The 22,415-nt window shown below is 64.5% G+C and carries 18 protein-coding genes and 1 pseudogene; 15 read left to right on the top strand and 4 right to left on the bottom strand.

Annotated features, from left to right (window positions below):
- The first annotated feature begins 69 nt into the window (after positions 1-69).
- The 4 genes and pseudogenes from pbpC to AC1DYM_RS08515 all read left to right on the top strand — a co-directional run bounded on the left by pbpC (position 70) and on the right by AC1DYM_RS08515 (position 4,364).
- Complete coding sequence (gene pbpC / locus AC1DYM_RS08530) at positions 70-2,436, top strand: penicillin-binding protein 1C (RefSeq protein WP_477337545.1); 2,367 nt, start codon at positions 70-72, stop codon at positions 2,434-2,436.
- A 205-nt stretch (positions 2,437-2,641) separates the two neighbouring features.
- Positions 2,642-3,376, top strand: a pseudogene (locus AC1DYM_RS08525) (PAS domain-containing protein); the annotation flags it as partial.
- Between the two features lie 30 nt (positions 3,377-3,406).
- Complete coding sequence (locus tag AC1DYM_RS08520) at positions 3,407-3,907, top strand: methyl-accepting chemotaxis protein (RefSeq protein ID WP_477337578.1); 501 nt, start codon at positions 3,407-3,409, stop codon at positions 3,905-3,907.
- A 31-nt stretch (positions 3,908-3,938) separates the two neighbouring features.
- Positions 3,939-4,364, top strand: coding sequence for a VOC family protein (locus AC1DYM_RS08515; protein ID WP_477337544.1), 426 nt, complete (start codon positions 3,939-3,941; stop codon positions 4,362-4,364).
- Here AC1DYM_RS08515 and AC1DYM_RS08510 read toward each other — a convergent pair.
- Positions 4,361-5,122, bottom strand: coding sequence for a GAF domain-containing protein (locus tag AC1DYM_RS08510; RefSeq protein ID WP_477337543.1), 762 nt, complete (start codon positions 5,120-5,122; stop codon positions 4,361-4,363). The two genes, AC1DYM_RS08515 and AC1DYM_RS08510, sit on opposite strands and share 4 nt — an antisense overlap.
- A 321-nt stretch (positions 5,123-5,443) precedes the next feature.
- Here AC1DYM_RS08510 and AC1DYM_RS08505 point away from each other — a divergent pair, with 321 nt between their 5' ends.
- The gene (locus AC1DYM_RS08505; RefSeq protein ID WP_477337542.1) at positions 5,444-6,838 is read left to right on the top strand and encodes a sugar porter family MFS transporter; all 1,395 of its coding nucleotides are present in this window, start codon (positions 5,444-5,446) and stop codon (positions 6,836-6,838) included.
- Between the two features lie 7 nt (positions 6,839-6,845).
- On the opposite strand, the gene norR is transcribed toward AC1DYM_RS08505, so the two are convergent.
- A complete protein-coding gene (gene norR, locus AC1DYM_RS08500) occupies positions 6,846-8,396 on the bottom strand; it encodes a nitric oxide reductase transcriptional regulator NorR (protein WP_477337541.1) in 1,551 nt (516 codons plus the stop codon).
- A gap of 146 nt (positions 8,397-8,542) precedes the next feature.
- On the opposite strand from norR, the gene hmpA reads away from it, so the two are divergent.
- The 3 genes from hmpA to AC1DYM_RS08485 all read left to right on the top strand — a co-directional run bounded on the left by hmpA (position 8,543) and on the right by AC1DYM_RS08485 (position 11,027).
- Positions 8,543-9,724 (top strand): NO-inducible flavohemoprotein, encoded by a 1,182-nt coding sequence (gene hmpA, locus AC1DYM_RS08495; RefSeq protein WP_477337540.1) that lies wholly within the window; start codon positions 8,543-8,545, stop codon positions 9,722-9,724.
- A gap of 263 nt (positions 9,725-9,987) precedes the next feature.
- Complete coding sequence (locus AC1DYM_RS08490; protein WP_477337539.1) at positions 9,988-10,536, top strand: fimbrial protein; 549 nt, start codon at positions 9,988-9,990, stop codon at positions 10,534-10,536.
- A gap of 125 nt (positions 10,537-10,661) precedes the next feature.
- The gene (locus tag AC1DYM_RS08485; RefSeq protein WP_477337538.1) at positions 10,662-11,027 is read left to right on the top strand and encodes a fimbrial protein; all 366 of its coding nucleotides are present in this window, start codon (positions 10,662-10,664) and stop codon (positions 11,025-11,027) included.
- A gap of 7 nt (positions 11,028-11,034) precedes the next feature.
- Here AC1DYM_RS08485 and AC1DYM_RS08480 read toward each other — a convergent pair whose 3' ends face one another.
- Complete coding sequence (locus AC1DYM_RS08480) at positions 11,035-14,145, bottom strand: discoidin domain-containing protein (RefSeq protein WP_477337537.1); 3,111 nt, start codon at positions 14,143-14,145, stop codon at positions 11,035-11,037.
- A gap of 106 nt (positions 14,146-14,251) precedes the next feature.
- Between AC1DYM_RS08480 and AC1DYM_RS08475 the strand changes: the two genes are divergently transcribed.
- Positions 14,252-14,794, top strand: coding sequence for a DUF2058 domain-containing protein (locus tag AC1DYM_RS08475; RefSeq protein WP_477337536.1), 543 nt, complete (start codon positions 14,252-14,254; stop codon positions 14,792-14,794).
- Positions 14,795-14,807: 13 nt separating this feature from the next.
- Positions 14,808-15,794, top strand: coding sequence for an NAD-dependent epimerase/dehydratase family protein (locus AC1DYM_RS08470; RefSeq protein ID WP_477337535.1), 987 nt, complete (start codon positions 14,808-14,810; stop codon positions 15,792-15,794).
- Between the two features lie 95 nt (positions 15,795-15,889).
- On the opposite strand, the gene AC1DYM_RS08465 is transcribed toward AC1DYM_RS08470, so the two are convergent.
- Positions 15,890-17,242 carry an MFS transporter gene (locus AC1DYM_RS08465; RefSeq protein ID WP_477337534.1) on the bottom strand — a complete coding sequence of 451 codons (1,353 nt, stop codon included), beginning with the start codon at positions 17,240-17,242 and terminating at the stop codon, positions 15,890-15,892.
- A 141-nt stretch (positions 17,243-17,383) separates the two neighbouring features.
- Between AC1DYM_RS08465 and cyoA the strand changes: the two genes are divergently transcribed.
- From cyoA to AC1DYM_RS08440, 5 genes are read left to right on the top strand one after another with little or no spacing between them, the layout of a single operon-like run.
- Positions 17,384-18,457: a ubiquinol oxidase subunit II gene (gene cyoA, locus AC1DYM_RS08460; RefSeq protein ID WP_477337533.1), complete on the top strand. Its 1,074-nt coding sequence runs from the start codon at positions 17,384-17,386 to the stop codon at positions 18,455-18,457.
- A gap of 40 nt (positions 18,458-18,497) precedes the next feature.
- Positions 18,498-20,498, top strand: a complete 2,001-nt coding sequence (gene cyoB / locus AC1DYM_RS08455) for a cytochrome o ubiquinol oxidase subunit I (protein ID WP_477337532.1) — start codon at positions 18,498-18,500, stop codon at positions 20,496-20,498.
- Between the two features lie 55 nt (positions 20,499-20,553).
- Positions 20,554-21,129, top strand: coding sequence for a cytochrome o ubiquinol oxidase subunit III (cyoC, locus tag AC1DYM_RS08450; protein WP_425476856.1), 576 nt, complete (start codon positions 20,554-20,556; stop codon positions 21,127-21,129).
- Complete coding sequence (gene cyoD / locus AC1DYM_RS08445; RefSeq protein ID WP_046965717.1) at positions 21,126-21,533, top strand: cytochrome o ubiquinol oxidase subunit IV; 408 nt, start codon at positions 21,126-21,128, stop codon at positions 21,531-21,533. Before cyoC ends, cyoD begins: the two co-directional genes overlap by 4 nt.
- Positions 21,534-21,541: 8 nt before the next feature.
- Positions 21,542-22,312 (top strand): SURF1 family protein, encoded by a 771-nt coding sequence (locus AC1DYM_RS08440; RefSeq protein WP_477337531.1) that lies wholly within the window; start codon positions 21,542-21,544, stop codon positions 22,310-22,312.
- Positions 22,313-22,415: the final 103 nt, after the last annotated feature.

Raw genomic sequence — 22,415 nt, 5'->3', positions numbered from 1 at the left:
CCCATTCGCCGATGAATCGGCTCCCACAAAGAGCGAAGGGCCCCCGCCTATAAGCACGCGCCTGTAACGATGAAAGTCATCTATCACCTCCGTCGGATCAAATGGCACAACGCGCTCGTCGCGTTGCTGCTGCTTGTCGCCGTGCCGGTCGGCGTGCGGCTCTGGCCACACGCGCCACTCCGCGCGTGGTTCCCGTCGTCGACGGCCGTCTACGATGCGGACGGACGCCTCCTTAGGCTCACCCTCGCCAGCGATGAGCGCTATCGCCTCTGGGTACCGCTCGAGGATGTTTCGCCCGCCCTGGTCGATGGCGTGCTGCTGCACGAGGACCGCTGGTTCCGCTGGCATCCCGGCGTGAGTGCATGGGGCCTGGTCCGCGGCGCATGGGTAACGTACGTGAGGCATGGCAGCCCGCAGGGTGGCTCGACCATTACGATGCAGCTGGCGCGATTGATCTGGCACCTCGATACACGCCATCCCGGTGGCAAGTTCGTGCAGGCGATGCGTGCCCTGCAGCTGGAAGCGTTTTACTCCAAGCACGACATCCTCGAGGCCTATCTCAACGCCGCTCCTTACGGCCGCAATGTGGAGGGTGTCGGCGCAGCAAGCCTCGCCTACTTCGGCAAGGCGCCGTCGCGTCTGAGTCTTCCAGAGGCGCTGACGCTGGCAGTGATACCGCAGGAGCCGTCGCGCGGCGTGCCTGGCAATGTCAACGGCAGTGCCGTGATCGATGCCGCGCTGAAGACCTCGCGTGATCGTCTCTTCAACCGGTGGGTGCTGAAGCACCCGACGGACGCGAATGCGGCGCCCCTGTTCGAACTCCCCCTGCGGCTCCGCCCGCTGTCGCGCCTGCCGTTCGAGGCGCCGCACTTCGTCGAGCAGGTGCTTGCGGAACGTCGGCTCGACGGCGGTGACGACATGCGTGTCACGACCACGCTCGATCTCGGCTTGCAGCACAGCCTCGAGCGGCAGGTGCACCAGTACGTACAACGGAGCGGCGATCGCGGCATCCGCAACGCCGCCGCGATCCTCATCGATACCCGCGACATGGGCATCAAGGCGATGGTCGGCTCCGCCGACTACTTCGACTCGTCGATCTACGGGCAGGTAAACGGCACGCAAGCCAAACGCTCTCCCGGCTCCACACTCAAGCCTTTCATCTACGGCCTCGGTTTCGATCAGGGTCTGCTTCATCCGGAGACGGTGCTGCGCGATGTGCCCTCGGCGTTCGGCCCGTACACACCGGAGAACTTCGACGGCCACTTCCTCGGTCCGGTGACGGCGACCCAGGCACTGGTGCGAAGTCGCAATATCCCTGCCGTGCAGATCGCCGCGCGGCTCGCCAACCCGAATCTCTACCAGTTCCTGCAAGATGCCGGCATCTCGCGCATGGCCAGCGAGAAGCACTATGGGCTCGCGCTCGTCCTCGGCGGTGGTGAAGTGACCATGCAGGAGTTGGGTGGCCTGTACGCCATGCTCGCCAACCGCGGCGAGCTGCGCCCTTTGCGTACCCTGGCCGAGCAGCCGCGGACGAAAGGCACGCGCATGCTCAGCGAGGAAGCGAGCTTCATGGTCATGGACATGCTTCGCCAGAATCCCCGGCCGGACGATGTGGTGGCGGCCCAGCCGTCGCGGTTGCCGCTGTACTGGAAAACCGGCACCTCGTGGAGCTTCCGGGATGCGTGGACGGCGGGCAGCTTCGGCCCTTACGTGCTGGTGGTATGGATCGGCAATTTCGACGGTAGCGGCAATCCCGCCTTCGTCGGCGTGGATGCGGCTGCACCGCTGTTTTTTCGTGTCGCCGACGCCCTGCGTGCCGAACGCCCGGGGCTGGCCGAGCCGATCCGGCGAAATCCACCCAACCTCCGTCGCGTACCGATCTGCCTGGCCAGCGGCGACCTGCCGAACGCGTGGTGCCCCCAGGTCGGCAGCACCTGGTTCATCCCGGGCAAGTCGCCGATCCGCGTCAGCACCATCCATCGCCCCGTCGTCGTGGACAAGGACAGTGGAAAGCCGGCATGCCCCCCCTACGACCCCGAACGGACGCGCACGGAAGTTTACGAATACTGGCCGTCCGATCTCGCTCGTGTGTTCGCGCAGGCGGGTATGGCACGCCGCGCGCCACCGCCCTTGCCCGATTGCCAGGGCGGCGGTCAGTTGGCGGGTGATCCTCCGAGCATCACCTCGCCGCTGAAAGGAAGCACTTACCAGATTCGCGTGTCGCGCCTGGGCAACGAGCGTATCGGCTTCGCGGCGACGACGGACGCCGGATCACGCACCCTGTACTGGTTCGTCGACGACGCCTATGTCGGCAGTGTGGCGAGTGGCCAATCGCTCATGTGGGCGCCCGAGCGCACTGGGCGTTTTCTGATTCGTGTCATCGACGATCACGGGCGCACGGATTCGCGTCTGTTGAACATCGGCGTCGTCGAATAAACCGAATCCGTTGAACCTGCCAAATGTGGAAGCCGCATCTGCGGCGATGGCCGACCAACGCTACGCGTATTCGGCAGTGCGCATAAAGCGTTGCCGCGCAGGCGTCGATAACGATGGGCGAACCATCGTCACCGGGCAGGTAAACCTCATGCGCATCGACATCCTCACGCGTCTTCGTCACCTCTTCGGGAGTTCGCGCACCGACATGCGCGGCAAGATCGCGGCGATCGACCGGACGCAGGCTGTCATCGAGTTCGCGCTCGACGGAACGATCCTCGATGCGAATGCCAACTTCCTCGCCGCGCTGGGTTACGCGCGCGGGGACATCGTCGGTCGGCACCACCGTATCTTCGTCGACCCGGCGGAGGCGGCCAGCGTGGCATACGCGGATTTCTGGGCGCGTCTGGGCAAGGGCGAGCCCGATGTCGGCCTGTATCGCCGGTTCGGCGCCAACGGCCGCGAAGTCTGGATCCAGGCCAGCTATAACCCGGTACTCGATCGCCGCGGGCGTCCCGTCAAAGTGGTGAAGTTCGCCACCGACGTCACCGAGCAGCGCCTCCGCGCCGCCGACATGGAGGGCCGGCTCGCGGCGATTGACAAGGCCCAGGCCGTCATCAGCTTCAGTCTCGACGGGGTCATCCTCGATGCGAACGACAACTTCCTTGCGACGATGGGATACGCGCGCGACGAAGTCATCGGCCAGCACCACCGCATGTTCGTCGACCGCGCGGATCGTGAAAGTGCGGAGTATCTGGCGTTCTGGGCGAAGCTGGGGCGGGGCGAGTACGACTCGTCGCTGTACCGTCGCGTCGACCGGCGCGGCCGTGAAGTGTGGATCCAGGGCAGCTACAACCCGATCCTCGATATGGCGGGTCGCCCGTTCAAGGTCGTGAAGTACGCCACGGACGTGTCGGCACAGACGCGCGCCACGCGAACGCTGCATGCATCGCTTACCGAACTGGCGGACACCGTGCCGGCCATCGCCGAACAGGCGCGCGTGACGAATGCGCTGGCCAACGACGCCAGCCGTTCCGCCGCCGATGGCGGCGCGATGGTCGAAGCCGTGATTGCGACGATGGCGGCTATCCAGGGAGGTGCGCAGGATATCGCCGAGATCGTCGGCCTGATCGACTCGATCGCGTTCCAGACGAATATCCTCGCGCTCAATGCGGCCATCGAGGCGGCGCGCTCCGGAACCCACGGCAAAGGCTTCGCCGTGGTGGCGCAGGAGGTGCGCATGCTCTCGCAACGTAGTGCCGACTCCGCGAAGGACATCCGCACGCTGATCGAGAGCACCCTCGACCGTGTTCGCGAAGGTAGCGAACGCAGTGGCGAGGCGGGCGCGGCGATGCGCGATATCCTCGCGTCGGTCAGCGCGCTCCTGGATCGCGTGTCCGACGTGGCCCGCGCGACGAATTCGCAGGCCGGCGGCATCGACAATGTGCGCCGCGCGGTCGCGGAATTGGCGTAACGTATGGGCTCCCCGACGAGGAGCCCGCGCCATGAACAGCACGATCATTCCCTGTCTGCGTTACCGGAACGCGCTCGAAGCGATCGATTTCCTCTGTACCGCCTTCGGCTTCGCGCGGAACGCGGTCTACGTCAATGCGGAGCAGCCGAACCTCGTCGATCACGCCCAGCTGACGCTCGGCGGTGGCATGGTCATGCTCGGCTCCGTGCGCGACGACACGCCCTTCAGCCAGCACATGATCCAGCCTGACGAGACCGGTGGCCGGGAAACCCAGTGCGCCTGCGTCATCGTCAGCGATGTGCGGGCGCATTACGAACTGGCCCGGTCCCGCGGCGCGCGTATCGTCGACGACTACGAAGAAAAGGAATACGGCGGCGCCGGTTACTCCGCCCGGGATCCCGAGGGCCACCTGTGGTACTTCGGCAGTTACGACCCGTGGGCGCCAGCGCCAGGTTAGCTCCAGCGGCGCCCGCGCTCCAGCATGTACAGGCGGATCTCGTCTTCGGCGATGTCCGCCAGGGCGCGCAGGCCCTCTTTCTGCATGGTATCCAGTCGGCGGGGCGTGCGATCGACGACGCACAGGGAGCCCAGCGTGTGACCGTCCGGACCGCGTAAGGGGCAACCGGCGTAGAAGCGAAGGTGGGGCTCGCCCGTGACCAGCGGGTTGTGGTTGAAGCGTGCGTCCTCGCGCGCGTCCTCGATCGTCACCATCTCGTCGCTGAGGATGACCTGGTTGCAGAAGGCCTGGTCGCGCGGCGTTTCCTTCAGGCTGGTGCCCAAGGCTGACTTGAACCATTGGCGCCTGGCCGTCAGCAGCGAAATGACGGACATCGGCGTGCCGGCAACCAGGCGCGCAAGCTTGGTGATGCGGTCGAAGGCGGGATCCGCCGGGGTGTCGAGCAGACCCGTGCGTCCGACCATGCGCAGGCGTGCCGCCTCGKTGGGCGGCACCGGATAGGTGGGACAACGCTCGGCGCGGAGCTCCTGCGGCATGGCCAGCACGGTGTCGGCGGACATCGCCGTGCGCTCCTCGAGCAGCGCGATCACGGCGCTTTGGCGCATGCGGCGGTGCCCGCCGGGCGTTTTCCACGATTCGAGCGCACCGCTCTCGATCCACTTTTGCGCCGTGCTGACGGAAATGCCGAGCAGGCGCGCCGCGTCTCGTGTCGTGAGCGTGGGATCGTCGTTTATAGGTTGGGTGGGTTGAATGACCAAGGTGGCAACGTGCGTAAGAGTGAACCAATTGACGCTAACACAGGCCAACGCTTGTCACGCTTGGCGACGCTTGCGTCTTTCGGTGGTCAATGTCGGAAAACGCACGTGGCGACGCGCTGCTGACGCCACTTCCGACGACGGATGCCATGACGGTGATCCGATCATGAAGCCAGCCGCACGACGCTAACGACTTTGCGAATGAGTTTGCCGAATCCGCGCACGTTCTTGCGTAATCACCCCTCGCCGACGCAGCGCATACGGGTCGAATACATGTCGTGGCATCCAATGCTCAGGCCAACTTTCCCGCGAAGGACCGATTCCATGGATGCCGCTGTCAGACAAGAAGCCAAGGCCGCCCACCCGAAGGCGGCCATCGTTACCACCTGTATCCTCGCCGCGCTAGCCGGACTCATGTTCGGCCTCGACATCGGCGTGATTTCCGGTGCTACCCAGTTCATCCAGGCCGATTTCAAGGTCTCCGACAGCATGATCGAGTGGATCGTCAGTTCGATGATGCTCGGCGCATGCGTGGGCGCCCTTGCCGCCGGGTGGATGTCCGCCACGCTGGGACGGAAGCGCTCGCTGATGTTTGCCGGTGTGGTCTTTATCGGCGGATCGTTGTTCTGCGCAGTAGCGGGGTCGCCGGCCGTACTGATCCTGGCGCGTTGCGTCCTTGGCGTAGCCATCGGCGTGGCGACGTTCACCGCGCCGCTCTACCTGGCCGAGGTGGCTCCGGAGAAGATCCGCGGTGCGATGATCTCCACCTACCAGTTGATGATTACCACCGGCATCCTGCTGGCCTTCCTCTCCGATACGGCTTTCAGCTCAACAGGCAACTGGCGATGGATGCTCGGCATCATCGCCGCGCCCGGCGTACTGTTCCTGATCGGCTTGTTCTTCCTGCCCGATAGCCCGCGCTGGCTGCTCATGCGTGGTCGCCGCGAAGATGCCCAGGTGGTGCTTGCCAAGCTGCGTGGCGACGAGGCTGTGGTGAAACAGGAAATCGCCGCCATCGACGAACAGTTGAAGACGAAGCAACACGGCTGGAGCATGTTCCGGGAGAATGGCAACTTCCGTCGCTCCGTCGGGCTCGGTGTGCTGCTTCAGGCCATGCAGCAGTTCACCGGCATGAACGTCGTCATGTACTACGCGCCGCGCATTTTCAAGGACATGGGTTACGACACGCATGCGCAGATGTGGTTCACCGCCGCGGTGGGGCTGACAAACGTCCTGGCCACACTGATCGCCTTCGGCCTCGTCGACCGCCTGGGTCGCAAACCCATCCTGTATGTGGGATTCACCATCATGGCGATCGGCCTGGGTGTCGTCGGTACGATGATGTCGCTGGGCATCCATTCGCGTGGCGAGCAGTTCTTCACCGTTGGCATGCTGTTGCTCTTCATTGTCGGCTTCGCGATGTCGGCCGGTCCCCTGATCTGGACGCTCTGCTCGGAAGTGCAGCCGCTGAAGGGGCGCGACTTTGGCATTGCCGCGTCCACCTTTACCAACTGGGCGACGAACTGGGTCGTTGGTGTGACCTTCCTGAGCCTTCTCAGCGGCATCGGCAATGCGCAGACCTTCTGGCTTTACGGCGGCCTCAATGCCGTCTTCATCGTGATCACCTTCCTGCTGGTCCCGGAGACGAAGGGCGTGACCCTCGAGCAGATCGAAAGCAACCTCATGAGCGGCAAGCCGCTGCGCGCGATCGGACGTTAAGACAGAGTCACCTCGGGATGCCGAGCCGCGCCGCCGATCGCCGCAGGTTGGCGCGGTCCATCCCGAGCTCTCGCGCTGCCGCGGCCCAGTTCTGCGCGTTTTTTTGCAGGCTGCGCTCGATCAGGGTGCGCTCGTAGCGATCGAGGTCGGCGCGCAGGGACAGGCCGTTGTTCTCGGGCGCGGGCTCGGGTAGCGAAGGCGGCACTGTCTGGGCCACTGGCAGTTCCAGATCGGCGGCCGACAAGGTCAGCGCGCGTGTCTTACCGCCCAGCCGCGATACCGCCTTCAACGCGCTGCGACCGATGGTGTGCTCGAGTTCGCGCACATTCCCGGGCCACGTCCAGGCGAGCAAGGCCGCTTGTGCGTCAGCGGCAAGACGCAGGCCTGCCAGGCCCAGTCGACCCCGGTTTTCTTCAAGAAACGTACCGGCCAGAAGCAGCACATCGTTGCCGCGTTCGTGCAGGGCGGGGACCCGCAGCGGGTACACGCTGATGCGATGGTAGAAATCCGCGCGGCAACGTCCAGCCCTCACCTCGTCGGCCAGATCGCGGTTGCTCGCGGCGATGATCCGCACGTCGACGCGATGCTCGCGATCCGAGCCGACGCGTTGTAGCTGCCCGCTCTGCATCACGCGGAGAAGCGTCGCCTGCGCCGCGAGGGAAAGGTCAGCCACTTCGTCCAGGAATAGTGTGCCGTGATCGGCGAGTTCGAACTTGCCGCGGCGGTCGGTCATCGCGCCGGAAAAAGCGCCGCGCACATGGCCGAATAGCTCGCTTTCCACGAGGTGTTCGGGAAGGGCGGCGCAGTTGACGGCGATCAGCGGCCGGTCCGCGCGTGGTGACGCCGCATGGATCGCCTGGGCCACCAGCTCCTTGCCGACACCGGTCTCGCCGCGGATCAGCACGGTGAGGTCGCTGCCGGCGACCGTGGCGATATCGTCGGTCAAGTGGCGGAAGGCCGGGCTGCGGCCTGTCAGCGCGCGGTCTGGCGCCTGTCCGGCGGCCAGGCGAAACCCCTCGGCACGTGCGCGCTCGTGTTCGGCGGAACGCTCCAGGCCACGCATGCGCTCGGCGACGGAAACCGTGGCCGCGGCCAGGCTCGCGAAGGCGCGCACCGTCGCGAGGTCGGAGGGTTCGAAGCGACCGGCTTCCAGCGCGTCGAGGGTCACCAGGCCCCAGGGCCTCCCCTCGATCATCAGCGGGCAGCCCATGCAGTCGTGAACGTCGAGTGGCAGATGCGCCTCGACCAAGCCGTCGTAAGGGTCGGGAAGGTCGCTGTCGGCTGGAAACAGCGTCGGCCCCTCATGCGCCAGCAAGGCAGCGAAGCGCGGATGGTCGGCGACCAGGAAGCGCCGGCCGAGCGTGTCCTCGGTCAGCCCGTCGACGGCGAGGGGCACGAGTTCCCGGCCCTCGAGACGAAGCAGGGCGCTGGCATCGCAGGGTACGAGCGAGCGCAGCGCATCGAGCAATCGGCGGTAGCGCTCGGCTTCCGGCAGCTCGCGTGACAGGTCGTCTACCAGGGGAAGAAGGGCGCTCAACTCGGCCAGTGGTGCAGTCATATTGACCTCATAAGGGTCAGTATGACCCCTTCATGGCGTGGGTCACTTCGACCCTTTCGTATTCTAACTCCATGAAGTTGCTTGTATGTCGGCGTTGGCACGGGATGTGGATAGAGAAGGCATCCCCAAACACGAGAGACCGCCCCATGCTTTCCGCCGAACACCGCGCCATCGTCCGTTCGACCGTCCCCCTTCTTGAACAGGGCGGGGAAGCGCTGACGACGCACTTCTACCGCATCCTCCTCGACGAGCACCCCGAAGTGCGCCCCTACTTCAACCAGGCCAACCAGGCGACCGGTGAGCAGCCGCGCGCGCTGGCCAATGGCGTGCTGATGTACGCGCGGCATATCGACCGGCTCGACGCGTTGGGCGATCTCGTGGGCGCCATCATCAGCAAGCACGTATCGCTGCGGATTCGTCGCGAACACTATCCGGTCGTGGGTGCGTCGCTGCTCCGTGCCATCCGCGAGGTGCTCGGCGCCGATATCGCCACGGACGCGGTGCTCGAGGCCTGGGGCGTCGCCTATCAACAGCTCGCCGACATCCTCGGCGATGCCGAAGAAGTCATTTATGATCGCGTGGCGTCGAGCCCCGGTGGCTGGCGCGACGGTCGCGCCTTCGTTGTTGCCCACAAGGTGAAGGAGAGTGAGGAAATCACCTCCTTCCATTTTGTTCCGGTCGACGGCGGTACCGTGATCGTCCACGAGCCGGGCCAGTACATCGGCCTGCGTCTACAAGTGGGCGACCAGGATGCACGTCGCAACTATTCGCTCTCGGCGGCCTCCGACGAAAAGGGTTACCGGATCAGCGTCAAGCGCGTGCCCGGCGGCCTCGTGTCGAACTACCTGCATGACCACGTCGACGTGGGCGACTCCGTCGAGCTCTTCCCGCCGTCCGGTCACTTCGTGCTCGAGCACAACGATCGCGCACTGGTGCTGATCAGCGGCGGTGTCGGTATTACGCCGACCCTGGCCATGTTGCAGGCCGCCTTGGCCACCGAACGTCCCATTCATTTCATTCACTCGGCTCGCCACGGTGGCGTACATGCCTTCCGGGACGTCATCGACGGACTGGCGGCAAAACACCCCAGACTGCATCGCTACTACTGCTACGAGACGCCGCGGACGGGTGATGCCGAACCCGACGCCACCGGCTTTCTCGACAAGGACCTGCTCGCCGCGTGGCTGCCGGCGTCCGATGCCATGGATGCGTATTACCTTGGGCCGAAACCGTTCATGAAAGCGGTTCGCCGCGCGTTGCGCGATCTCGGTGTACCCGATGCTCGGGCAAAGTTCGAGTTTTTTGGACCGGCATCATCGCTGGACTGAACGAGATACCCCCTGTCACTGTATTTGTCCTTGTGTCTTGAGAAGCGCGGCCAAACTAGCGCGACGTCGACCTGGCATGTGTGTAAGAAAACCCTTCTTTTGAGTATTTTTCCATATGGATGGAAGAGGAATTCCCACACACTCTCTTTCGCGCTCGCGTTGGTCGAGCTCGGCTGCGTGATGCGCGGGGATGAACCCGTGTCTCCCCAAGGCCGACGGCCGCTTCGGTCGTTGATCAACACAAACAGTGAAAGGTTAATTGGATGAACCTCAAGGCAACACTTTCCGCCCTGCTCATGGCTGGGCTGGCCGCACCGTCGGCCTTCGCGTCCGACGGCACGATCACCTTCGACGGTGAAATCACCAACGTCACCTGCAGCATCAGTGGAGAGGGCGGTGTCGGTCCGGACTTCACCGTCAACCTCGCCGGTGTCGATGCCTCGAAGTTCGGGGGCATCGGTACGCGCGTCGGCGAAACAGGTTTTCGTATCTATATCGGCAAGGTCGGCGAGACCACCTGCACCGATACGACGAAGGTGTGGGCATCGTTCGATCCGGATAGCGCGTTGGTCGATAGCGCGACGGGCATGGTGAAAGTCACCTCCGGCACCGCGACGGGCATCCAGTTCCGTCTCATGAACGAGAACCAGGATCCGATCGACATCTGGGGCGACCAGAAGGTCATCAAGAAAACGGTAACGGATAACCAGGCGATCCTGGCGCATGTCGTCGCTTTCGAGCAGACCGCGGCTGCGGTGGCTCCGGGTAAGGCGGGCGGTTCGGTGAAATACACGATTCGTTTCGAACCGTAAGTGAAACGTCGGTCGCCGGGCTTCATTGGCGACCGACCCGCCCTCAGGAACGTCATGACAGAACAGTCTTCCAGCTTCCGCGTGCGGTGGCTTCGTCGCTCCGTGGCCCTGCTTTGTGTCGCCGCATGTGTGACGCCTGCCACGGCGACAGTCGTGATGAATGGCACGCGCTTTGTTTCAACTTCAAGCTCAAGGTGCGCGAGTGCAAGGATCCCATCGGGCTGGTTGCCCAGTTCACCTTTGGGGCCACGTCCGATGCGGACCCGCTGGCGAGGGATCTCTTTCGCATGTTCAGCGGCGGACCGACCCATGTCGGCCTGGAAATCGCCAATGAAGCCAAACGGACGATCAGGCCGGGGCGGCCATATCAGGCCAATGCGCTGGCCACCGGTGAGAACTTCGAGTTCTACGTGCGCCTTCGCGAATCGACACCTGATGTCGGAGGCGGCGCGTTCGTCCGCCCGGTCACGATCCGCGTCGATTTCCTGTGAGCCGCGTTCAATAGTCCGCGACGAGGGTGTGGAATGGCTTCGCCAACCGTAGCCCGTCCGTGTCGTAGACGGATACGGTCTTGCCATCGACCGTCACCCTGGCTGGCTTCGTCCGGTCCGGCCAGAACACGCGCAATGCCGTGCCCGGCCGGATCCCCTCGCCAAGGGTGATGGTCAGGCGCTTCCCTTCGCGCCTGGCCGTCATGCTCAACGACCCATAGGCGATCGGCAGTCGCGTCACGGACAACCCCTTCCCGGCGAGCCAGGAGGGCGGTGTGCCCGGCAGCAGGTAGAGGCCATCGTCGGCCTCGCGCATCAACATGCCGAAGAGCGTTCGTGCGTACTCCGATCCGATCCACGTATGCGGCATATCGCCAAGGTATCCCGGATGGCGAAGCCGCGAATGGACGACCTCGGCCCACATGTTCCACTCGGGCGGTCGCCGGTCGCGCACGACGTCCATCAGGAGTTCTTCGGCGTCCTTTGGCCGGTCGAGGTAGACGTAGGTCAGCACATTGCGAAGTTCGTACGGCGTGTAGGCAAAGAGTTCGCCGGGAGCCTCGCGCTGGCGTACATCGGCGAGGTAGTGATCGAAGGTGCGGCGCAGCGCATCTGCGGGAAGGACGTCCATCTGCCCCGCCGGGTCGAGCGCGATCGAGACGCTGGTCGGGTCGCCGTCACCCAGATCGGCCGCGGCGGGAATCGTGTCGACGCCCTTCCAGGCCATCGTGGTCTCGATGGATCTGCGCAGTGACTCGCGCAGGGCAGCGTACTGCTCGTGCGCATACGCTGCCAGGTCCTTGTCGCCCCATTGCTCAGCCAGCCAGGCGCCGTCGTGCCAGCCCTTCAGCGCCCAGTAGTCGTCCCAATAGCTGTGCGTGGGGCTCGAATAGCCTTCGTGGCTGATCGAGGGCGCGATGATGCCGTGGAAACGCTCGGGGGAAGGGAGGTCGCTGAGGTAACCCGGGACCATCGTGCGTTCGCGCAGCTCCTGCATAAAGTGCATGGCTGCGCGCACTTTCGGCTCATACGAGCGAACACTGTCGGGACCGCCACCGAAGCGCGCCACATCGGCTACCAGGTTGATGAATTCACCCTGGCTGTCGTACTCGATGTCGGAGCCGAAGCCACGATTGACACTGCCATCGGCATTGAGGATCGGCGATACCAATCCGTTCTCGTGCACGGCGTGCGCGGCGTACCAGTCGAGGTAGTCGCGTGCCGTCTTCGTCTCACCCATGCGCAGCAGGATCGAGGCCGTCGCCGCGCCGTCGCGGATGAAGGAGCGGTTGTAGTTGCGCGGTCCTGCCTGCATGGCGTGACCTGTCTGGTTCACCAGCATGTACGCGGCCTGCGAGCGAAGGATGTTCACCAGGGTTTCGTCGGGCAGCGAAATGCCGACGCCGCCCAAACGCTGCTGCCATTCGTCGGAAGCACGCGCCGACAGGGCATCGAAGTTCTCGGCGTGGATCGTGCCGCGATCGATCGCTGGCGGTTCGGCCAGATGACCGTTCGCCTCCGTCGCGGTGTTGCCCAGCGGGAAGGCGAGCACGACGTCACGCTGCTCGCCTGCCGCGAGATGCACCTTGTAATCGAGAACGGCGGCGGCGAGACCGTCGCCGTCGTGCGCCTGACGCGTGGAGGGCGATGTTCCGTTGGCGACCATGGCGGTGATCTCCGTCTCGCCATGCGCGCCGAACGGTGCGGCACCCGCGGCATCGACCGGTGTCAGCGAGGCAAGTAGCGTGCGACCGTCCACGCGCACGCCTGCGTTCGATGCATCGCCGACGATGGCAATGTCGTGAATGGGCGAAGCGCCACCGTTCTGCCACGGCGGGTTGACCTGGATGGGTCGCACGACGAGCGACAGGACGCCATCGACGGCCGTGGCACCGGTGTTGCGAAGCCGATGACGAAGCATCACGACCGGCTGTGATCCGTCCTGCGTGGCGAACGCCTCGCTGGTCACCGCAAGTCCGGATTGAGCCATCCACCCGACGGAAGGCATCGGCTTCCACCCGTCGCGTAGCGCATGCGTGCGCTCCGAGGTGTCGGAAACGCGTGTGCGTCCGGACGCGTCGCGCCAGATGGCCTGCACCTGCGGGCCGCCCTTGTACGGTTCGATGTTGCCGTACTCGTCGAAAATGGATTTCTGCAGACCCGCCGGGACGCCGACGGCCGTCCAGTACACCTGCTGCATGTGCAGGGAGGAGGGGAAGAGTGCGGCGTTGGCGCGCGATGCGATCACCTGGTAACGCTTCATCGGCGTCATCACCCGCAGGGGGCCAAGCAGTCGCAGCCGCTTCACGGCGGGCGGCGCCCCGTCTTTAACGCCGACCACCAGGCGAAGGGCATCGATGTCGTGCGGCTCGCGCGCGGCCAGGTAGGAGCTGTCGCCCAGGCTGCCGGGATCGCTGTCGAAGGTGGTCCAGCGTCCGTGCGTGTCGCGCCCTTCCAGCCGGGCCCCATCGCGAGGGCCGGCCCACTCGATCTCGAGGCCGGCAATGTTCACCGGCCGGGGCAGGGTGATAGCCAGTTGCCGTGTGCCCTTTGGGCCCTCGCCGACGATACGGCGGATGCTGCCATCCGCCCAGAGCGCGGCGCCATCGCCCGTGCCGTCCAGTCCGACGATGCGCGCCGCGTCGCTGGCGGCGAAGGGCTCGAATTCGAAGACCGACACGCCCCAATCGGCCGTCCGCGCCGGGGCGGCCAGACGCACGTAGCGTGCGTCGGCTGCCGGAAACACGAGGTACTCGGTACCGCCTGGCGAGTCGGTCACGCTGTACACGGGGTGGAAGGTCAGGCCGTCGGTGGACACCTGGATCGAGTACGAGGCGGCAAAGCCGCTGTCCCAATGAATCCGTACGCCGCCGATCCGGGCGACCTTGCCCAGATCCACCTGGAACCACTGCCCCGGGCTGAACGAGCCACCCCAGCGTGTCGTCTCATCGGTGTCGATCGCGTGGGCGGGCGCCAGCGCCGGCACCTGCTGCGAGGAACTGCTGGCCCGCCATTCGCTGCGGGGCGGCAGCGTGTCGGCAGCGAACGTCGGCGTGGCGACCAGCCCGAGCAGGGCAAGGGTCAGGCGAGTGGCGTGTAGGGTGCGGCGAGGGAACATGCGGGATCTACCTCCGGGGAGGTCACCAAGCCTAGGCACGTAACGCCATGTAACCAAGCCTTCGGCGCTAGAATCGGTGGTCTCGCGACCCTACGAATGCCCCGATATGCGTAATCCACTGCAGGAACAGTTGCTCAAGGCCGGTCTGGTCAAGAAGGACAAGATCGCCAAGGTCGTGCGCGAACAGGCCAAGCAGCGCCAGGGCAAGGCGCCCGTCGTTGCCGACGAGGCCCAGGTCGACGCACGCAAGTTGCAGGCAGAGCGTGCGGAGCGCGACCGTGCCATCGCCGCCGAGCGCAATGCCGACGCACGCAAGAAGGAAATCCGTGCGCAGGTCCGGCAGATCGTCGAAACCACCCGGGTAAAGCGCGACGGCGAGATTGCCTACCGCTTCACCGACGGCGAGAAGATCACCAGCCTGTTGGTGAGCGAGCCGCTTCGAGCCCAACTCGCCGCCGGCGTACTGGCCATCGCCAAGCTGGACGACCGCTACGAGCTCGTGCCGCGCGCGGCGGCGGACAAGATCCACATGCGCGTGGCCGACGTGGTCGTGTCCGACCACGGTCGCAAGGACAGCGCGCCCCTGCCGGCCGATGACGATGACGATTACTACAAGCAGTTCGTCGTCCCGGACGATCTGATCTGGTAAGGAGCGGTTGCCGATGAGCGTTCTGGTCACCGGCAGCGCCGGACACCTGGGCGAGGCCATCGTCCGCCGTCTTCGCGCCGAGGGGCGCGAGGTTCGCGGTATCGACATCAAGGCGTCGGCGTTTACCGATCACGTGGGATCGATCACGGACGAGGCCTTCGTCCGCGATGCGATGTCGGGTGCCACGTCGGTCATTCATAGCGCCACCCTGCACAAGCCGCACGTGGCCACTCACTCGAAGCGCGAGTTCGTGGATACGAATGTGGCCGGTACGGTCGCGCTGCTCGAAGCCGCCGTGGCGCATGGCGTGAAAGCGTTCGTCTTCACCAGCACCACGAGCGCCTTCGGCGCGGCGCTGTCGCCACGGCCGGGTGAGCCTGCCGCCTGGATCGACGAAGACGTGACGCCGATCCCCAAGAACATCTACGGGGCGACCAAGATCGCCGCCGAGGGCATGGGCGAACTGGTCGCGCGGAAGGAAGGCCTCCCTGTCATCGTGCTGCGAACGTCGCGCTTCTTCCCCGAAGATGACGACAACGCAGGTGTTCGCGCCGAGTTCAATACTCTGAACATGCAGGCGAATGAACTGCTCTACCGTCGCGCGGACATCGACGACATCGTCGAGGCGCACCTGCTCGCGGTGACCCGGGCGCCGGACATCGGCTTCGCCCGGTACATCGTCTCCGCCACGCCTCCCTTCACCCGGGATGACGTCGTCGCCTTGCGGGCCGATGCCGCTGCCGTGGTTCGCAGGCTGTTTCCAGATGTCGATGCGCTCTATGGCGCACGGGGCTGGAAGCTGCTGCCGAGCCTGGACCGCGTCTACGACAGCGGTCGGGCGTCACGGGCGCTGGGCTGGACTCCCCGGCGGGACTTCGCCTTCGTGCTGGACTGCCTGCGTCGCGGGGAGGATTTCCGCAGCGAGATGGCCCGGGCGATCGGGGTGAAGGGGTATCACGATGCGGTGTTCGATGTGGGGCCCTATCCGGTGGTCGGTTGAGGGGTTCCATCGCCGATGAATCGGCTCCTACGGGGGCTGCGGTAGCCTGGGTAGGAGCCGATTCATCGGCGATGCTTTTAAAGCCCGCGCGCCGATCAGACAGCCGGCTTGGGCCGGTCCGTCTCCAGCGCCTTGTTGATGCGCAAGGCCAGCAGCGTGCAGGCCGCGCCCGAGAGCAGGTAAACGCTTACCGCACCCAGGCCGAAGCGGGTCGACAGACCCAGGGCCACCAACGGGGCGAACGCCGCGCCGAACAGCCAGGCGAAGTCGGAGGTCAGGGCGGCACCGGTGTAGCGGTAGCGCTTGGCGAAATTCGCCGTGACCGTACCTGCCGCCTGGCCGTAGGACAGGCCGAGCAGGGCGAAGCCGATCAGCAGGAAAGCGTCCTGTGCCACCTTGGCGCCACCGAGCAGCCAGGGCGAGGCGATGGCGAACAGGGCGATCAGCACGGCCATCGTGCCCAGGGTGTTGCGGCGACCGAACTTGTCGGCGATGACGCCCGAGGCCATCGTGCCGAGGATCGCCAGGAAGGCGCCGATCAGCTGCACCACCAGCACATCGTTGATGTCCTGCGAGCGGTTCAGCGCAATCCACGACAGCGGGAAGATCGTCACCAAGTGGAACAGCGCATAGCTGGCCAGGGCCGCAAAGGCGCCGATAAACAGGTTGTAACCCTGGGCCGTCACCATCTCGATGATGCCGATGGGCTCGAGCTCGCGCTCTTCCAGCAGCTGGGTGTATTCCTCGGTCACGACCAGGCGGAGGCGGGCGAACAGGGCCACCACGTTGATCGCGAAGGCGACGAAGAAGGGATAGCGCCAGCCCCAGCTGAAGAAATCTTCCGTCGACAGCTGGGTATGCAGGAACAGGAACAGGGAGGCGGCGATCAGGAAGCCGATCGGCGCGCCCAGCTGGCCGAGCATGGCGTACCAGCCCCGGCGGTTCTTCGGGGCGTTCAGCGAAAGCAGGGACGGCAGGCCGTCCCAGGAGCCGCCGAGCGCAATGCCCTGCAAGAAGCGCAGCACCGAGAGAATCACAATGACCGCGTAGCCGTGCGACGTGTTCGCCGGCAGGAAGGCAATACAGACCGTGGACGTGCCCAGCAGGAACAAGGCCGCGGTCAGCTTGGTGCTCCGGCTCCAGTTGCGCTGGATGGCCATGAACAGCGTGGTGCCGAGCGGGCGGGCGATGAACGCGAGCGAGAAGATGGCGAAGGCGGCGAGGATGCCGTCCAGCTGGCTCAAAAACGGAAAGAACACCGCCGGAAAGACGAGGACGGACGCGATGCCGTACGTGAAGAAGTCGAAGTATTCCGAAGCACGGCCGATGACGACGCCGACCGCGATTTCGCCAGGGGCGACGGGGGCGTGGCTGGTTTCGTGCTGGCGGCGGACATCCTGCTCGGCGCCCTCCGCGGCATTGTGATGGGCGTGTGAAATGCTCGACATCGTATTCGGCCGGTCTTGGAGATGGATGACAGGATAGCCAAAAATCGCACCACTCGGCTTGTAAGGCCATGGGACAATGTGTCCTATGGCCTTAAAAGGCGGATAGGCGTACTTTTTCGTGTCCCCACGGTTGCCTCCATCATGCGAATGTCCATGAAGATGTTGCGCGGATTGCTTATCCCCGCCCTGATCCTGCTCTTGTCGGGCTGCGATGCCGTGCTGTTCTCGCCCTCCGGCGACATTGCCCGGCAGCAGCGTGACCTCATCATTATTTCCGTGGTGCTGATGCTGATCATCATCATCCCGGTGATCGCGATGACCTTCCTGTTTGCCTGGAAGTACCGGGAAAAGAACAAGAACCACGACGATTACGCGCCAGACTGGAACCACTCGACGGTCCTGGAGCTGCTGATCTGGTCCGCCCCGCTACTGATCATCATCGCGCTGGGTGCCATCACCTGGACCAGCACGCACAAGCTGGATCCGTATCGCCCGCTGGACCAGATCGGCGCGTCCCGCCCGATCCCCGAGGGCGTCAAGCCCCTGGTGGTGGAAGTCGTGGCGCTGGACTGGAAATGGCTGTTCCTCTATCCGGAACAGGGCATCGCGACGGTCAATGAAATGGCCGCGCCGGTCGATCGCCCGATCGAGTTCCACATCACCGCCTCCAACGTCATGAACGCGTTCTTCGTCCCCGCCATGGCGGGCATGATCTACGCCATGCCGGGCATGGAGACCAAGCTCCACGCGGTGATGAACAAGACCGGTGACTTCGAAGGGATTTCCGCCAACTACAGCGGTGCCGGCTTCTCGGACATGCGCTTCCGCTTGCATAGCCTGTCCGATGGCGACTTCGACACCTGGGTGGCCAAGGCCCGCGCCGATGGCAACACGCTGAGCCGTGAGGACTACCTCAAGCTCGAGCAGCCCAGCGAACGCGAACCGGTGCACTACTACAAGACCGTGGCGCCTGGCCTGTACAACGCCATCCTCAACCGGTGCGTCGAATCGAACCGCATGTGCCAGAGCGACATGATGGCGATCGACCAGCAGGGCGGCCAGGGCGTGGTGGGTACCTACAACGTCACTTCGCTCGATGCCGCCACCCGCTCGCGCCTGGGTGTCGCCGACGACGGCAAGCGCTACGTGGGTGCGCTTTGCGCGGCCCGTGGCGCCACCGGCGCAGCGATGACACCTGCCGGACGTCCGCTCTGAGCGGACGCCTTTTCCGATTCAAGCCTCGCCGAGTCCGGTAATGAACACACCCGATCTAGTCAAACTGATCTTTGGACGCCTCACCATCGAGGCGATTCCGTACCACGAGCCGATCCTGATCGGCACGTTCGCGGCGGTCGCCCTCGGCGGCATCGCTCTGCTGGCCGTCCTCACCAAGTACAAGCTCTGGGGTTACCTCTGGAGCGAGTGGTTCACCAGCATCGATCACAAGAAGATCGGCATCATGTACATGGTGCTCGGTATCGTGATGCTGCTGCGTGGCTTCTCCGACGCGATCATGATGCGTGCCCAGCAGGCCATGGCCTTCAACGGCAACGCAGGCTTCCTGCCACCGCATCACTACGACCAGGTCTTCACCGCCCACGGCGTGATCATGATCTTCTTCGTGGCGATGCCCTTCGTCACCGGCCTCATGAACTTCGTGGTGCCGTTGCAGATCGGTGCGCGCGACGTGGCGTTCCCGTTCCTCAACAACTTCAGCTTCTGGATGACGGTCGCCGGCGGCATGCTGGTGATGGCCTCGCTGTTCGTCGGTGAATTCGCCCGTACGGGCTGGCTGGCCTATCCGCCACTTTCCGGGTTGGCGGCCAGTCCCGACGTCGGGGTCGACTACTACATATGGTCACTACAGGTGGCCGGCGTGGGAACGACCCTCTCCGGCATCAACCTGCTCGCCACGATCATCAAGATGCGCGCGCCGGGCATGACCATGATGAAGATGCCCATCTTCACCTGGACCTCGTTGTGCACCAACGTGCTTATCGTGGCCGCGTTCCCGGTGCTGACCGCCGTGCTGGTGTTGCTCTCGCTGGATCGCTACGTCGGCACCAACTTCTTCACGAACGACTTCGGCGGCAACGCCATGATGTACGTGAACCTGATCTGGATCTGGGGTCACCCCGAGGTCTACATCCTGATCCTGCCGCTGTTCGGCGTCTTCTCTGAAGTGGTCGCCACCTTCAGCCGCAAGCGCCTGTTCGGCTACGCGTCCATGGTCTACGCCACCGTGGTGATCACGGTGCTGTCGTACCTGGTCTGGCTGCATCACTTCTTCACCATGGGCTCCGGAGCGAGTGTCAACTCGTTCTTCGGCATCACCACGATGATCATCTCGATCCCCACGGGCGCGAAGATCTTCAACTGGCTGTTCACGATGTACCGTGGCCGCATCCAGTTCGAAGTGCCGATGCTGTGGACGATGGGCTTCATGGTCACCTTCGTGATCGGCGGCATGACCGGCGTCATGCTGGCCGTGCCTCCGGCCGACTTCCTGTTGCACAACAGCCTGTTCCTGATCGCGCATTTCCATAACGTGATCATCGGCGGCGTCGTCTTCGGCGTCTTTGCCGGCATCAATTACTGGTTCCCCAAGGCGTTCGGCTTCAGGCTGGATTCGTACTGGGGCAAGTGGTCGTTCTGGCTGTGGCTGACCGGTTTCTACTTCGCGTTCATGCCGCTCTACGTGCTGGGCTTCATGGGCGTCACCCGCCGCATGAACCACTTCGAAGACCCGTCGTTGCAGATCTGGTTCATCATCGCCGCGTTTGGTGCGTTGTTGATCGCTGGCGGCATCGCGGCCTTCCTCATCCAGATTTTCGTCAGCATCAAGCGCCGCCAGTCCCTGCGTGACGTCACGGGCGATCCGTGGCACGGCCGCTCGCTGGAGTGGTCGACCTCGTCGCCGCCGCCGTCCTACAACTTCGCGTTCACCCCGATCATCCATGAGGCGGACGCCTGGTGGCAGATGAAGGAGCGCAACGCCGAGCGTCGCACCGAAGGCTACCTGCCGATCCACATGCCGAAGAACACCGCGGCTGGCGTGTACATCGCCGGGTTCGCCTTCGTCATCGGCTTCGCGATGATCTGGCACATGTTCCTCATTGCCGGTATCGCCTTCCTCGGCCTGCTGGTGACCGCGATCGGCCACACCTTCAACTACAAGCGCGACTACTACATCCCCGCCGACGTCGTGGCCCGGACCGAATCCGCCCGCACGGAAGAGCTTGCCGCCCATGTCTGATATCCAAGCCACCTCTACCGCCGCTGTCGCGGACCAGCAGGACCTTCAGTTCTGGATGAAGGAAGACCACCACCCGGAGAACGGCACGTTACTCGGGTTCTGGATCTACCTGATGAGCGACTGCCTCATCTTTGCCTGCCTGTTCGCCACCTATGGTGTCCTCGGCCGCAGCTACGCGGGCGGTCCTTCGGGGGCCGACCTGTTCGAACTGCCGCTGGTGGCCATCAACACCACGATGCTGCTGCTGTCTTCGATCACCTACGGCTTCGCCGTGCTGGAGATGCAGAAGAACCGCCGCGGCACGATGATGGCCTGGTTGATCATCACCGGCCTGTTCGGCGCCACCTTCCTCGGCATCGAGCTGTACGAGTTCGCCAACCTCATCCATGAGGGCGCGGGCCCGCAGCGCAGCGCCTTCCTGTCGTCGTTCTTCACCCTGGTCGGCACCCACGGCCTGCACGTGACCTTCGGCATCATCTGGCTGATCACCTTGCTGGTGCAGGTGGGTCGCTTCGGCCTGACCCCGGCGAACAAGCGCCGCATCATGTGCCTGTCCATGTTCTGGCACTTCCTCGACGTGGTCTGGATCGGCGTGTTCACCTTTGTTTACCTGATGGGAGTGCTGCCGTGAGCGCGCACATCGAATCGCACGACCACCACGACGACCATGGTCACGGTGAAGAAGAAGTCAGCCACAGCACGCTGAAGGGCTACATGATGGGGTTCTTCCTCGCCGTGGTGCTGACGGCGATCCCGTTCTGGCTCGTCATGGGCAAGGTCATCCCGAACCCGCAGACGCTGGCGATCGTGATCCTCACCTTCGCGGCGATCCAGATCGTGGTCCACATGATCTACTTCCTGCACATGGATACGAAGTCGCAGGGTGGCTGGAACATGCTGGCGCTGATGTTCACGCTGATCCTGGTGGTGATCACACTCACCGGTTCCATCTGGGTCATGTTCCACCTCAACTCGAACATGATGCCGGGCATGTCCCACGACATGACCGAGCAGCAGGTCAAGAACCTGCCTTGAGCGTGGACGTGTCAAACGAGACAAGGACGCCGCGCTCACCGCGCGGCGTCTTCGTTCTGGGCCTGCTCGCCGTGTTGGGCGCGGTGGTCTTTGCGGGTTTCGTTGCGCTCGGTACGTGGCAGGTCCACCGGCGCGCGTGGAAGCACGACCTCATCGCTCGCGTGGACGCTCGCGTGCATGCCGCGCCCGTGGACGCGCCCGGTCGTGGCCAGTGGCCGCAGGTGAGTGCAGCGAACGACGAATACCGCCGCGTGAAACTCAGCGGTAGCTTCCTGCCGGACAAGAGCGTCCGCGTCCGTGCGAGCACCGAGCTCGGCATGGGCTCCTGGTTGCTGACGCCCTTGCGCCTGCCCTCGGGCGATATCGTGATCGTGAATCGTGGCTTCGTCTCGCCCACCTGGTGCGCTGGCAAGGCGGACTGCACGGCGGGCCCTTCCGGGCCGGCGACGGTGTCGGGCCTGTTGCGGATCACCGAGCCGAAGGGTGCCTTCCTGCAGAAGAACGATCCGGCTAGCGATCGCTGGTTCTCCCGCGACGTCGTCGCGATCGCAGCGGCGAAAGGTCTGACCGAGGTCGCTCCCTATTTCGTCGATGCTGACGCGGCCTCGTCGCCCGGCCGTGGCGAGGGCAACGACGGTCCGGTGGGTGGACTGACGGTGATCGCGTTCCCGGACAACCACCTGAGCTACGCCATCACCTGGTATGCGCTGGCCCTGCTGACCCTGGTCGGCGCCTGGGTAGTCTGGAAAACCTCCCGGATGGCGAGCGCTCCACGGTAGGAGCCGATTTATCGGCGATTCCTGACCGTGTCGCGAGCACCCATCGTCGATAAATCGGCTTCTACCATGGAGCCGGCCTGACCGATTTCAATTTCCCGGGCGC

This window comes from Luteibacter sp. P1_D3 (genome assembly GCF_056406135.1).
Note: the sequence above shows the minus strand (reverse complement) of the source record. Positions and strands in the feature narration are given on the sequence as shown.

Bases quoted from the DNA above. Each gene is read 5' to 3' on its own strand.
- cyoB (WP_477337532.1), top strand. From the start codon at position 18,498: ATGAACACACCCGATCTAGTCAAACTGATCTTTGGACGCCTCACCATC.
- AC1DYM_RS08475 (WP_477337536.1), top strand. From the start codon at position 14,252: ATGCGTAATCCACTGCAGGAACAGTTGCTCAAGGCCGGTCTGGTCAAG.
- cyoA (WP_477337533.1), top strand. From the start codon at position 17,384: ATGCGAATGTCCATGAAGATGTTGCGCGGATTGCTTATCCCCGCCCTG.
- AC1DYM_RS08465 (WP_477337534.1), bottom strand. From the start codon at position 17,242: ATGTCGAGCATTTCACACGCCCATCACAATGCCGCGGAGGGCGCCGAG.
- AC1DYM_RS08515 (WP_477337544.1), top strand. From the start codon at position 3,939: ATGAACAGCACGATCATTCCCTGTCTGCGTTACCGGAACGCGCTCGAA.
- AC1DYM_RS08470 (WP_477337535.1), top strand. From the start codon at position 14,808: ATGAGCGTTCTGGTCACCGGCAGCGCCGGACACCTGGGCGAGGCCATC.
- pbpC (WP_477337545.1), top strand. From the start codon at position 70: ATGAAAGTCATCTATCACCTCCGTCGGATCAAATGGCACAACGCGCTC.
- cyoC (WP_425476856.1), top strand. From the start codon at position 20,554: ATGAAGGAAGACCACCACCCGGAGAACGGCACGTTACTCGGGTTCTGG.
- norR (WP_477337541.1), bottom strand. From the start codon at position 8,396: ATGACTGCACCACTGGCCGAGTTGAGCGCCCTTCTTCCCCTGGTAGAC.
- hmpA (WP_477337540.1), top strand. From the start codon at position 8,543: ATGCTTTCCGCCGAACACCGCGCCATCGTCCGTTCGACCGTCCCCCTT.
- AC1DYM_RS08490 (WP_477337539.1), top strand. From the start codon at position 9,988: ATGAACCTCAAGGCAACACTTTCCGCCCTGCTCATGGCTGGGCTGGCC.
- AC1DYM_RS08505 (WP_477337542.1), top strand. From the start codon at position 5,444: ATGGATGCCGCTGTCAGACAAGAAGCCAAGGCCGCCCACCCGAAGGCG.
- AC1DYM_RS08485 (WP_477337538.1), top strand. From the start codon at position 10,662: ATGTGTGACGCCTGCCACGGCGACAGTCGTGATGAATGGCACGCGCTT.
- AC1DYM_RS08480 (WP_477337537.1), bottom strand. From the start codon at position 14,145: ATGTTCCCTCGCCGCACCCTACACGCCACTCGCCTGACCCTTGCCCTG.